At 70.0% G+C, this 14,193-nt stretch carries 1 protein-coding gene (only partly in view); it reads left to right on the top strand.

Going from position 1 to position 14,193, the window contains the following annotated elements:
* Nucleotides 1–3 precede the first annotated feature (3 nt).
* Nucleotides 4–14,193, top strand: partial view of a non-ribosomal peptide synthetase gene (locus tag Q664_RS38025; protein WP_043407562.1) — the beginning only. Its footprint extends 18,387 nt past the window's final position; the window shows 14,190 of its 32,577 coding nt (coding positions 1–14,190); its start codon is at nucleotides 4–6; the stop codon falls past the right edge of the window.

The following is a 14,193-nucleotide window of genomic DNA, read 5'->3' as shown; positions in this document are numbered from 1 at the left end:
CCCATGGCGAACGAGACGGAGAAGAAGCCCACGCTCTCTCGTGAGGAGAAGCTCGCGCTGCTGGCCAAGAGGCTGGAGAAGACGAGCCGGCCCGCGCTGCCCCTGTCGTTCTCCCAGCAACGGCTGTGGTTCCTGGAGCAGCTCTCTCCAGGGCTCAAGGCCTACAACATCCCGCTCTCGGTGCGCATCTCGGGCGAGCTGGACGTGGGCGCGCTGGAGCGAGGCTTCAGCGAGCTGGTGCGCCGGCACGAGGTGCTGCGCACGACGTTCCGCACCGGTCCGACGGGGCCCTCGCAGGTGGTGGGGCCCGTGGCGCCCTTCCCGCTGCCGGTGGTGGACCTGTTGGACGTGCCCGGGCCGGCCCGCGAGGAGCAGGCCCGGCGGCGCGCCAGTGAGGAAGTGCAGCGGCCCTTCGAGCTCACGCGCGGCCCGCTGATGCGCGGGCTGCTGCTGCGGCTCGGCGAGCGCGAGCACGTCCTGGTGGTGGTGATGCACCACGTCGTCTCGGACGGGTGGTCGCTGGGCGTGCTGGTGCGCGAGCTGGTGACGCTCTACGGGGCCTTCACCGAGGGCCGGCCCTCGCCGCTGCCCGAGCTGCCGTTGCAGTACGCGGACTTCGCCGCCTGGCAGCGGCGCCAGCTCGAGGGCGCGGTGCTGGAGGAGCAGCTCGCGTACTGGCGCAAGCAGCTCGCGGGTGCTCCGCGGGCGCTGGAACTGCCCACGGACAAGCCTCGCCCGGCGGTGCAGCGCTACGAGGGTGCTGTCTCCCGGCTCCGGTTGCCGAGGGCCCTGGCGGAGAAGGTGAAGACGTTCGCCCGGGCCGAGGGCGCCACGCCCTTCATGGTGCTGCTCGCGGCCTTCCAGGCGGTGCTGCACCGCTACTCGGGGCAGGAGGACGTGTCCGTGGGCACGCCCGTGGCCGGGCGCAACCGCGCGGACCTGGAGGGGCTGATCGGCTTCTTCGTCAACACGCTGGTGATGCGGGCGAAGCTCTCGGGCACGGTGTCCTTCCGCGAGCTGGTGGCGCGGGTGAAGGAAGCGGCCCTCGGGGCGTACGCGCACCAGGACGTGCCCTTCGAGCGTGTGGTGGAGGCGCTGCAACCGGAGCGGGATCAGAGCCGCGGCCCGCTCTTCCAGGTGATGTTCGTGCTGCAGAACGCGCCGTTCCCCGAGCTCCGGGTCGGTGGCGCGCAGTTCCGGGCCTTCGAGGTGGAGGCGGGGAGCGCGCAGTTCGATCTCAAGCTGTCGCTGGTGGAGACGCCCGAGGGCTTCGAGGGAAGCCTGGAGTACGCCACCGCCCTCTTCGAGGCGGAGACGGCGGCCGGGCTGGTGGAGCACCTGGGCCGGTTGCTGGAAGGTGCGCTGGAGGCACCCGAGCGCGGAATCGGAGCGTTGGAGCTGCTGGGCTCGGAAGAGCGGCGGCGGCTGGTGGAGGAGTGGAGCGGGCCGAGGATGGAGGGCGTGCCCGCGCTGCCGTACGCGCGGCTCTTCGAGGAGCAGGTGCGGCGGACGCCGGACGCGGTGGCGCTGAGCTTCGAGGACACGCGGCTCACCTACGCGGAGCTGAACCGGCGGGCCAACCGGCTCGCGCACCACCTGCGTGGGCTTGGGGTGGGGCCCGAGGTGCGGGTGGGCGTGTGCGCGGAGCGCTCGGTGGAGATGGTGGTGGCGCTGCTGGGCGTGCTGAAGGCCGGAGGCGCCTACGTGCCGCTGGATCCGGAGTACCCGGAGGAGCGGCTGCGCTTCATGGTGGAGGACGCGCGTTGCCCGGTGGTGCTGGTGCACCGGCCGGTGGAGGCACGGTTGCCGGAGCCGGGCGGCACGACGGTGGTGCTGGACGGACGGTGGGAGGCGCTCGGGGAGCGCGAGGATGATCCCGGGGTGGACGTGGCGGGGGACGGGCTGGCGTACGTCATCTTCACGTCGGGCTCCACGGGCAGGCCCAAGGGGGCGATGAACACCCAGCGCGGCATGGTGAACCGGCTGGAGTGGATGCAGCGCGCGTACGGGCTCGGGCCCGGGGACGTGGTGCTTCAGAAGACACCCTTCAGCTTCGACGTGTCGGTGTGGGAGTTCTTCTGGCCGCTGATGGTGGGCGCGCGGCTGGTGGTGGCCCGTCCGGGCGGACACCGGGACGGCACGTACCTGGCGAAGCTCATCCAGGACGAGGGCGTGACGGCGCTGCACTTCGTGCCGTCGATGATGGAGGTGTTCCTCGAGGAGACGCTGGACGGCTGCGGCTGCATGAGGAAGGTGTTCAGCAGCGGCGAGGCCCTCCCGGGTGCGCTGGTGAAGCGCTTCCAGCAGAAGCTGCCGTGGGCGGAGCTGCACAACCTCTACGGGCCCACGGAAGCCGCGGTGGACGTGACGTACTTCGCGTGCACCCCGGGCTGGGAGGCGGCCTCGGTGCCCATCGGCAAGCCGATCGGCAACCTGAAGCTGTACGTGCTGGACGGGCGCCTGGAGCCGGTGCCCGTGGGCGTGCAGGGCGAGCTGTACATCGGCGGCGTGGGTCTGGGCCGTGGCTACCTGGGCCGGTCGGAGCTGACGGCGGAGCGCTTCGTGCCGAGCCCCTTCGGCGACGGGGAGCGGCTGTACCGGACGGGCGACGTGGCGCTGTGGCGGCGGGACGGGGAGATCGAATACCTGGGCCGTGCCGACTTCCAGGTGAAGCTGCGCGGCTTCCGCATCGAACTGGGCGAGCTGGAGGCCGTGGCGCGCCGGCACGAGACGGTGCGCGAGGCCGTGGCGGTGGTGCGCGAGGTGGGGACGGGAGAGAAGCGCCTGGTGGCGTACCTGACGCCGGGCACGGGCCATCAGGTGGACGTGGCGGGCGTGCGGGCGCTGCTGGCTCGCGAGTTGCCCGAGTACATGGTGCCCTCGGCCTTCGTGGCCATGGAGGCGCTGCCGCTGCTGCCGAGCGGCAAGGTGGACCGGAAGGCGCTGCCGGCGCCGGTGATCGAGCGGGCCTCGGAGCGGTGGGTGGCTCCGCGCACGCCGATGGAGGAGCTGCTCGCGGGTCTGTGGAGCGAGCTGCTCCAGGTCCAGCGGGTGGGCGTGGACGAGAGCTTCTTCGCGCTCGGTGGCCACTCGCTGCTGGCGATGCAGTTGGTGGCGCGGCTGCGGAGCGCGCTGCAGGTGGAGCTGCCGCTGCGCGAGGTGTTCGAGGCACCGACGGTGGCGGGGCTGGCCGAGCGGGTGGGCCGGGCCCTGGCCTCCGCGGCGGGGGCCGCGCAGGTGCCGCCGTTGAAGCGGGTGTCTCGCGAGCGCGCGCTGCCGTTGTCGTTCGCCCAGGAGCGGTTGTGGCTGTTGGATCAGCTCGAGGGAAACAGCGCCGCCTACCACATGGCGCTGGCGGTGGAGCTGACGGGGCGCGTGGACATGGCGGCCCTGGAGCGGAGCCTGCGTGAGGTGACGCGCCGTCACGACGCACTGCGGACGCGCTTCGTGGAGAACGGCGGAACGCCCATCCAGCTCATCGAGGAGTCGGCCGAGCTGCCGCTGGTGGTGGAGAGCCTGGAGGCGGAGCCGGAGTTCGGGCGCGAGGCGGTGGTGCGCCAGCGCATCCAGGAGGAGATGCGCAAGCCGTTCGAGCTGGCGGTGGGGGCGTTGGTGCGAGCGGTGCTGCTGAAGTTGGACCCCGAGCGGCACGTGCTGCTGCTCGTGGTGCACCACATCCTGTCGGACGGTTGGTCCATGGGGGTGCTGGCGCGCGAGGTGATGGCGCTGTACGCGGCCTTCACGCACGGGAGACCGTCGCCGTTGCCGGAGCTGCCCCTGGGCTACGGGGACTACGCGGTGTGGCAGCGGGAGTGGCTGCGAGGCGAGGTGCTGGAGTCGCAGCTCGCCTGGTGGCGCGAGCAGCTGAAGGGCGCGCCGCACGTGCTGGAGCTGCCGGCGGATCGGCCGAGGCGCATGGCGGGCTCGGGGCGGGCGGAGCAGCGGATGGTGGTGCTGCCCGCGCGGCTGGTGGAGCGGTTGGAGACGCTGGCGCGCGCCGAGGGCGCCACGCTCTTCATGGCGCTGATGGCTGGCGTGCAGGTGCTGCTGTCGCGCTACAGCGGACAGAAGGATCTGCTGCTCGGCATGCCGTTCGCCAACCGCAACCGGGTGGAGACGGAGGGCGTGTTCGGCCTCTTCTTCGAGCCGCTGGTGCTGCGGGCGGAGCTGTCTGGACGGCCGGGCTTCCGCGAGCTGCTGAAGCGGGCGAAGAAGGGGATGCTGGATGCTTTCGCGCATCCACACGTGCCCTTCGAGCCGTTGCTGAAGGCGCTCGGCGTGCAGCGGGATCTGACGCGGGCACCGTTGTTCCAGGTGCTCGTCGGGCAGGTGGAGGCGCTGCCAGAGGTCGCGCAGGTGCCGGGGCTCGGGGTGAAGATGCTCGAGGCGGAGCAGGCGAGCACCGAGCTGGACCTGACGGTGATGATGGCGAAGCTCTCGCACGGCGTCACGCTGGGGGCGATCTACAACGCGGAGCTGTTCGACGCGGAGCGCATCGAGCGGATGCTGGAGCAGTTGCAGGTGCTGCTCGAGGCGGCGGTGGAGGCGCCGGACAGGGCGGTGGAGGCGCTGCCGCTGCTGAAGGAGGCCGAGCGCACCAAGCTGTTGGTGGAGTGGAACGGAGCGAGCGAGGCGCTCTCACGGGAGACGTGTGTCCACGCGCTGTTCGAGGCGCAGGTGGAGAGGACGCCGGACGCGCTGGCGGTGATGGAGGGAAGCCGCACGGTGACGTACCGGGAGTTGGACGCGCGGGCGGCGCAGCTGGCGCGCCAGTTGAGGGCGAGTGGGGTGGAGTTGGAGACGAGGGTGGGCGTGTGCGTGGAGCGCTCGGTGGAAATGGTGGTGGCGCTGCTGGGCGTGCTGAAGGCGGGAGGCGCCTACGTGCCGCTGGATGCGGAGTACCCGGTGGAGCGGCTGCACTTCATGCTGGAGGACAGCGGAGCGCGGGTGGTGGTGTCTCGCGCGGCGCTGAGGGAGAAGCTGGGAGAAGCAGCGGGACGGGTGTGGCTGGACGTGGACGAGGCATCGCTGCCGGTGGCGGGAGCGGCTGAGCTGAAGGTGGAGGTGCCGGCGGAAGCAGCGGCGTACGTGCTGTACACGTCGGGGTCGACAGGCAAGCCGAAGGGAGTGGTGGTGCAGCACCGCTCGCTGGTGAATTTCACGCGAGCGGCGTGGAGCGCGTTCCCGGTGGAGCCGGGAGACAAGGTGCTGCAGTTCGCCTCGGTGAGCTGGGACACGAGCGCGGAGGAACTCTACCCGTGTTTGACGCGGGGCGGGACGCTGGTGTTGAGGACGCCGGAGATGCTGGACGTGCCGGAGGCCTTCCTGGCCCGGTGCGAGGCGGCGGGAGTGACGCAGCTGAACCTGCCGACGGCGTTCTGGCACGAGGTGGTGGCGAGCCTGGAAGCGGGACAGGGGAAGCTGCCAGCGGGGCTGAAGTGGGTGGTGATTGGTGGCGAGCGAGTGGTGCCCGAGCGCGTGGCGCAGTGGAGGAAGCGAGTGGGCAGCGCGGTGCCGTTGCTCAACACGTACGGCCTGACGGAGGTGACAGCGGTGGCGACGTCGGTGGAACTGACGACGTCCGCGCCCGAGGAGGCGGGAAGGGAAGTGGCCATCGGCGGGCCACTGAAGAACGTGCGGGTGTACGTGCTGGATGGGGAGCTGGAGCCGGTGCCGGAGGGTGTGGTGGGAGAGCTGTACGTGGGAGGAGAGGGCCTGGCGCGAGGCTACCTGGGCCGAGCGGAGCTGACGGCGGAGCGCTTCGTACCGAGCCCGTTCGGCAACGGAGAGAGGCTGTACCGGACGGGAGACAGGGCGAGGTGGAGGAAGGACGGGAGGCTGGAGTACCTGGGCCGAGGGGACGAGCAGGTGAAGGTGCGGGGCCACCGCATCGAGCTGGGCGAAGTGGAGGCGGGGCTGTTGGGGCACCCGGGAGTGAGGGAAGCCCTGGTGGTGGTGCGAGAGGACGTGCCCGGAGACAAGCGGCTGGTGGCGTACGTGGTGGCGCGTCCGGGTCAGGCGCTGGAGAGCGCCGAAGTGCGCGCATCGCTGGCGCGGAAGATGCCGGCATACCTGGTGCCGCAGGCGGTGGTGGTGTTGGCGCAGGTGCCGCTGCTGCCCAATGGGAAGGTGGACCGCAAGGCACTGCCCGCGCCGGAGCAGGCTGGAAGTACACGGCCCGAGGAGTACGTGGCGCCGCGCACGGAGACGGAGCGGAAGCTGGCGGGCCTCTGGGCGGAAGTGCTGCGCCGGGAGCGGGTGGGCCTGCACGACAACTTCTTCGAGGCGGGTGGGCACTCGCTGCTGGCCATGCAGCTCGTCGCACGGGTACGTGACGCGTTCCGTGTGGAACTGCCTCTGCGGAACGTCTTCGAGGCGCCCACGGTGCAGGTGCTGGCCGAGCGTCTGTCGCGGATGGCCGCCACCTCGGGCAACGCCGAAGCGCCGCTGCTGAAGCGCGGCTTGAGGGAGAGGGCGCTGCCGCTGTCCTTCTCGCAGCAGCGATTGTGGTTCCTGGAGCAGCTCGCGCCGGGGAACACGTCCTACAACCTCTGGGTGCCCGTGCGGGTGACGGGGATGCTGGACGTGCGGGCGCTGGAGCGGAGCTTCGAGGAGTTGGTGCGCCGGCACGAGTCGCTGCGCACGACGTTCCGCCAGAAGGGTGCAACTGCGGTGCAGGTCATCTCGCCCGAGGTGCGCTCGACGCTGGAGTGGGTGGATCTCCAGGAGGTGTCAGAGGCGGATCGTCAGGCCGCGGCGAGGCGCGAGGCGGAGGAGGAGGCCCTCCGTCCGTTCGACCTGGGTCGTGGCCCACTGCTGCGAACGACGCTGCTGAAGCTGGGAGAGCAGGAGCACGTGCTGGTGCTGGTGATGCACCACATCGTGTCGGACGGCTGGTCGCTGGACGTGCTCGTGCGGGAGGTGGCGGCCTTGTACGAGGCGTTCTCGCAGGGCAAGCCTTCACCGTTGGCGGAGCTGCCGGTGCAGTACGCGGACTACGCGGTGTGGCAGCAGGAGTGGCTGCGCGGCGAGGTGCTGAAGTCCCAGCTCGGTTACTGGCGCAAGCAACTGGAGGGAGCGCCGCCCGCGTTGGAGTTGCCGACGGACAAGCCTCGCCCGGCGGTGCAGACGTCGCGGGGTGAGAGCCGGCACGTGAAGTGGCCGAAGGAGCTGTGGCGGGAGGTGGAGGGATTCGGCCGGCGTGAGGGGGCAACGCCCTTCATGGTGTTGCTGGCGGCGTTCCAGACGGTGCTGTCGAGGTACTCGGGCCAGGACGATGTGAGCGTGGGCTCGCCGATCGCGGGCAGAACGCACGCGCAGACGGAGGGGCTGATCGGCTTCTTCGTGAACACGCTGGTGCTGAGGACGAAGCTGTCGAGGGAGCAGAGCTTCCGGGAGCTGCTGAACCAGGTGCGGGAGGTAACGCTGGGGGCGTACGCGCACCAGGACGTGCCGTTCGAGAAGCTGGTGGAGGAGCTCAGGCCCGAGCGCGACATGAGCCGCGCTCCGCTCTTCCAGGTGACGCTGACACTGCAGAACACGCCGATGACGGAGGTGCGGCTGCGGGGAATCACGCTCAAGGGCGTGGAGGCGGACGAGAAGACGTCGAAGTTCGACCTGTCACTGCTTGTGACGGATCTGCCGGACGGAGTGGCGGTGACGGTGAACTACAACAGCGACCTCTTCGAGCCCGCGACGATGGAGCGGCTGCTGAGGCACCTGCGGGTGCTGCTCGAGGGAGCTGTGCGGGCGCCGGAGAGCAAGCTGAAGGAGTTGCCGCTGATGGGGGAGGAGGAGAAGCGGCAGGTGGTGGAGGAGTGGAGCGGGAAGGTGAAGGAGTACCCGCGGGAGAAGGCGCTGCACGAGCTATTCGAAGCGCAGGTGGAGAGGACGCCACACGCCATCGCGGTGGAGTGCGAGGGCAGGAGCCTGACGTACGAGGAGTTGGACCGGAAGGCGAACCAGCTGGCGCACCACTTGAGGGGAATGGGAGTGGGCCCCGAGGTGAGGGTGGGGCTGAGCGTGGAGCGCTCGGTGGAGATGGTGGTGGGGATGCTGGGAATCCTGAAGGCGGGAGGAGTGTACGTACCGCTGGAGGCGAGCTACCCGGCGGAGCGGTTGGAGTGGATGAAGAGGGAGGCAGGGGTAGCGGTGGTGGTGGCGCAGGAGAAGGTGGCGGAGGAACTACCGGTGGGAGTGGAGCCGGTGGTGAGCGTGGACGGGGAGTGGGAAGCCATCAGCGAGCAGCCGGAGAGCAGGGTGGAGTCAGGAGTGGGAGGGGGGAACCTGGCGTACGTGATGTACACGTCGGGCTCGACAGGCCGACCCAAGGGAGTGGGAGTGCCGCACAGGGCAGTGGCGAGGCTGGTGCTGGGCGCGGACTACGTGAAGCTGGGAGCCGGAGAGGTGGTGCTGCAACTGGCGCCGATGGCGTTCGACGCGTCGACGCTGGAGGTGTGGGGAGCACTGCTGAGCGGAGCGAAGCTGGTGGTGTACCCCGCGGGGACGCCGACGCTGGAGGAGCTGGGAAGGGCGTTGGGCGAGTACGGCGTGACGGTGCTGTGGCTGACGGCGGCGCTGTTCGAGCAGATGCAGGCGCGGCAGGCAGAGGCGTTGGGGAAGGTGAAGCAGGTGCTGGCGGGAGGAGATGTCCTGCCGGTGGAGAGGGTGAAGGAGAGGCTGGCGGCGGGAGGCGTACTCATCAACGGGTACGGGCCGACGGAGAACACGACGTTCTCGAGCTGCAACCGGATGGAGGGAGGGGAGGAAGTAGGGGCGAGGGTGTCCATCGGAAAACCCATCACGAACACGAAGGCATACGTGCTGGATGGGGAGATGGAGCCGGTGCCGGTGGGAGTGGTGGGAGAGCTGTACGTAGGGGGAGACGGACTGGCGGTGGGGTACGTGAGCCGGCCGGAGCTGACGGCGGAGAGATTCGTACCGAGTCCGTTCGGCAGCGGAGAGAGGCTGTACCGGACGGGAGACATGGTGAGGTGGCAGGGGGACGGGAAGCTGGAGTTCCTGGGCCGCCGAGACGGACAGGTGAAGGTGCGGGGCTACCGCATCGAGCTGGGAGAAGTGGAAGGGGCGCTGAGCAGGCACCCGGCGGTGGGGGAAGTGGTGGTGGTGGTGAGGGAGGACGCACCGGGAGACAAGCGGCTGGTGGCGTACGCGGTGGCGAAGCCCGGACAGAGGCTGGAGGCCGGAGAGCTGCGCGGCTTCGTGAAGGGAACGCTGCCGGAGTACATGGTGCCGTCGGCGGTGGTGGAGCTTGAGGCGTTGCCGCTGACGCCCAACGGCAAGGTGGACCGGAAGGCGCTGCCGGCGCCGGACTTCGGTGAGGTGCGGGGAGAGGACTTCACCGCACCGCGAACGGAGGCGGAGCGGAAGCTGGCGAGCATCTTCGAGGAGGTGCTGGGGCTGGAGCGGGTAGGCGCCCGGGGAGACTTCTTCGAGCTGGGAGGGCACTCGCTGCTGGCGACGCAGTTGGTGTCGAGGGTGAGAGAGTCCTTCGGGGTGGAGCTGCCGCTGAGGGACGTCTTCGAAGCGCCCACGGTGGAGGCCCTCGCTGGAAGGGTGGAGGCATCCGTGGCTTCGGGAGCCACGCTCTCGGTCCCACCCTTGATGCCGCGAGTGGGTCGGCAGGAGGCGGCGCCGCTGTCGTTCGCGCAGCAGCGGCTGTGGTTCCTGGATCAGCTCGAGCCGGGGAGTTCCCTCTACAACGTGCCCACGGTGGTGAAGCTGACGGGCGTGCTGGACGTAGGCGCACTGGAGCGAGGCTTCGAGGAACTGGTGCGCCGGCACGAGTCATTGCGCACGACGTTCCGCGCCGAGGGAGGCAAGCCCGTTCAGGTGATTGCCCGGGCGCCGGTCCTCGCGTTCACGGTGGAGGACCTGAGCGCGCTCCCCGAGACCGAGCGAGAGGTCGAGGCGAAGCGGAGGGCGGAGCGGGAAGCACAGCGTCCGTTCGATCTGGAGCGAGGCCCGCTGCTGAGAACGACGCTGCTGAGATTGATCGAGCGGGAACACGTGCTGGTGCTGGTGATGCACCACATCGTGTCGGACGGCTGGTCGATGGGGATTCTCGTGCGGGAGCTGGTGGGCCTGTACGAAGCCTTCTCACAGGGGAAGCCGTCCCCGTTGGCGGAGCTGCCGGTGCAGTACGCGGACTACGCGGTGTGGCAGCGGCAGTGGCTGGAAGGAGCGGTGTTGGAGGCGCAGCTCGGCTATTGGCGCGAGCAGCTCGAAGGAGCCCCGCCGGCGCTGGAGCTGCCGACGGACAAGCCTCGCCCGGCGGTGCGGACCTTCCGCGGCGAGCACCGGGGCTTCCAGTGGCCGAGGGAACTTCAAGACGCGGTGAGGGCCCTGGCGCAGAAGGAGGGCGCCACGCCATTCATGGTGTTGCTGGCGGCGTTCCAGGTGGTGCTGGGGAGGTACGCGGGGCAGCAGGATGTGAGCGTGGGCTCGCCCATCGCCAACCGCACCCGAGCGGAGACGGAGGGGCTGATCGGCTTCTTCGTGAACACGCTGGTGTTGAGGGCGAAGCTGGATGCCAACGCCACGTTCCGCGAGTTGCTGGCTCAGGTGCGGGAGGTGACGCTGGGCGCCTACGCGCATCAGGACGTGCCCTTCGAGAAGCTGGTGGAGGAGCTCAAGCCCGAGCGGGATCTGAGCCGCAGTCCGTTCTTCCAGGTGATGTTCATCCTGCAGAACGCTCCCGAGCCGGCCGTGTCGTTGCCGGAGCTGCGCCTGGAGGCGGCCGGAGCTGGGGGGCATACCTCGAAGTTCGACCTGACGCTGGAGATGGTCGAAACGGTCCAGGGTCTCGCGGGCGGGGTGAGCTTCAACAGCGACCTGTTCGAGGCCGCGACGGTGGAGCGGTTGCTGGGACACCTGCGGGTGCTGGTGGAATCGGCTGTGTCCCGGCCGGAGACGCGGCTGGGTGAGCTGCGGTGGATGGACGAAGCGGAGGCTCGCCGGCTGCTGGTGGAGTGGAACGACACCCGCGCCGCCATGCCCGTCACCACCCTCCACGCGCTCTTCGAGGCACAGGTGGAGCGGACGCCCGACGCCCTGGCGGTGGTCGCCGGTGCGTCGCGGTTGACGTATCGCGAGCTGAACCGGCGGGCCAACCAGCTCGCCTGGCACCTGCGCGAGCTGGGTGTGGGGCCGGACGTGCCGGTGGGTCTGTTCCTGGAGCGCTCGGTGGAAGCGCTGGTGGGGCTGTGGGGCATCCTCAAGGCCGGAGGCGCCTACGTGCCTCTGGATCCCACGTTCCCCGCCGAGCGTCTGTACGCCATCCTCGAGGACTCCGGGGCGCGCACGCTCGTCACGGACTCACGCCTGGCCGAAGGCCTGAGCGGATTCGGCGGGGCGGTGGTGTGCCTGGACTCGGACGCGGCCCGGCTGGCCACACGTGGCGAGGCCAACCCGGCGCCCACGGCGGTGCCGGAGAACCTCGTCTACGTCATCTTCACCTCGGGCTCCACGGGGAGGCCCAAGGGCGTGGCCATCGAGCACCGGCAGCTCGTCAACTACGTGGAAGGTGTCTCGCGCCGGCTGGAGCTTCCGGAGGGTATCCGCTTCGCCTCGGTGTCCACGCTGGCCGCCGACCTGGGCAATACCGCCGTCTTCCCGGCGCTCTGTCACGGTGGCGCGCTCTACCTCGTCTCGAAGGAGAGCGCCTCGGATCCCGCCGTGCTCGCCGGGATTCTCCAGGGCGGCGCGGTGGACGGACTGAAGATCGTGCCCGCGCACCTGCAGGCGCTGTTGGACTCACCGCACCCGGAGCGGGTGCTGCCGCGCAAGCGCCTGGTGCTGGGCGGAGATGTCTCCGACTGGTCACTGGTGGAGCGCGTGCACGCGCTGTCGCCGGAGCTGGTGGTGTTCAACCACTACGGCCCCACCGAGACGACGGTGGGCGTGCTCACCCAGCGGGTGGCTCGTGGGCCCGAGGGGCGTGTGTCCGCGGCGGTGCCGCTGGGCCGGCCGATTCCGAACGCGCGCGTCTATGTCCTCGATGCGTCCCTGCGGCCCGTGCCCGTGGGAGTGCCAGGAGAGCTGTGCATCGGCGGCAGCACGGTGGGCCGGGGCTACCTGGGCCGGCCGGAGCTGACGGTGGAGCGCTTCGTGCCGGATCCGTACTCGGATGAGCCGGGCGCGAGGATGTACCGCACGGGCGACAAGGCGAGGCTGCTGGCGGACGGGCGTGTGGAGTTCCTGGGCCGTGTGGATCACCAGCTGAAGATCCGCGGTTACCGGGTGGAGCTGGGAGAGGTGGAGGCGGCGCTGGAGCGGCACCCGGCGGTGCGCGAGTCGGTGGTGGTGGCGAGGGAAGTGGCGGCGGGAGACAAGCGGCTGGCGGCGTACGCGGTGGTGAAGCCCGGGCGGAGCGTGGAGCCCGCGGAGCTGCGCGAGTACCTGAGCGGAGCGCTGCCCGACTACATGGTGCCACCGGCCATCGTGGTGCTGGAGGCGCTGCCGCTGACGGCGAACGGCAAGGTGGACCGGAAGGCGCTGCCGGTGCCGGACTTCCGTGGAACGGAGCGCGAGGACTTCACCGGACCTCGTACGGAGCTCGAGGAGCGGCTCGCGGCCATCTTCGCGGATGTGCTGGGCCTGGAGCGCGTGGGAATCCACGGGGACTTCTTCGCGCGGGGCGGGCACTCGCTGCTGGCCACGCAGGCCATCTCCCGGGTCCGGAGCGCGTTCGGCATCGAACTGCCCCTGCGCGAGCTCTTCGAGGCGCCCACCGTGGCGGCCCTCGCCGAACGGGTACGGCGGGCCCTGGGGGCGGGGAGTGCGCTCGCGGCGCCACCGCTCGAACCGCGAGCGGACCGCCGGGCAGCCGCGCCGGTGTCGTTCGCACAGCAGCGGTTGTGGTTCCTGGACCAGCTCGAACCAGGCAATGCCTTCTACAACGTCCTGGCCGTGGTGCGGATGCAGGGCACGTTGGATGTGGGGGCGCTGCAGCGGAGCTTCGAGGAGCTGGTGCGCCGGCACGAGTCCCTGCGTACGACGTTCCGCGCCGAGGGCGGGATGCCCGTGCAGATCATCTCGCCGGAGGCCCGGGTGGTGCTGGAGGTAGAGGACCTGCGCGCGTTGCCGGAGGCCGCGAGAGAGGCCGAAGCGAGGCGCCGCTCGGAGCAGGAGGCGCAGCGCTCGTTCGATCTGTCCCGAGGCCCGTTGCTGCGGACGACCCTGCTGAAGCTGGGAGAGCAGGAGCACGTGCTGGTGCTGGTGATGCACCACATCGTATCGGACGGCTGGTCGATGGGGATTCTCGTGCGGGAGGTGGTGGGCCTGTACGAGGCGTTCTCGAAGGGGCGGCCCTCTCCGTTGCCGGAGCTGCCGGTGCAGTACGCGGACTACGCGGCGTGGCAGCGGCAGTGGCTGCGCGGCGAGGTGATGGAGTCCCAGCTTGGCTACTGGCGCAATCAGCTGGAGGGTGCTCCTCCGGTGCTGGAGCTGCCAACGGACAAGCCGAGGCCCGTGGCACAGACGTTCCGGGGTGAGAGCCGGCAGGTGGTGTGGCCGAAGGAGCTGTGGCGGAAGGTGGAGGGACTCGGCCGGAGTGAGGGGGCAACGCCCTTCATGGTGTTGCTGGCGGCATTCCAGACGGTGCTGTCGAGGTACTCGGGCCAGGAGGACGTGAGCGTGGGCTCGCCCATCGCGGGCCGTACGCACACGCAGACGGAGGGGCTGATTGGCTTCTTCGTGAACACGCTGGTGCTGAGGACGAGGCTGTCGAGGGAGCAGAGCTTCCGGGAACTGCTGAACCAGGTGAGGGAGGTAACGCTGGGGGCGTACGCGCACCAGGACGTGCCGTTCGAGAAGCTGGTGGAGGAGCTCAGGCCGGAGCGGAGTCTGAACCACTCGCCGCTCTTCCAGGTGACGTTGACGTTGCAGAACACGCCGGTGACCGCGGAGGTGAAGCTGGACGAACTGCGGCTACAGGGGGTGGAGGCGGACGGCAAGACGTCGAAGTTCGACCTGTCGCTGCTGGTGGAGGAGCTGCCAGCGGGCGTGGTGGCGATGGTGAACTACAACAGTGACCTCTTCGAGGCCGCGACGATGGAGCGGCTGCTGGGGCACTTGCGCGTACTGCTGCAAGCGGCGGTGGAGCAGCCGGAGAAGAGGCTGAAGGAGCTGCCGCTGATGGGGGAGGAGGAGCGGCGGCAGGTGGTGGAGGAG

The organism is Archangium violaceum Cb vi76, assembly GCF_000733295.1.
GTDB lineage: Bacteria > Myxococcota > Myxococcia > Myxococcales > Myxococcaceae > Archangium > Archangium violaceum.
The sequence above is the reverse complement of the archived record's forward strand: the minus strand, read 5'-3'. Positions and strand labels throughout refer to the sequence as shown.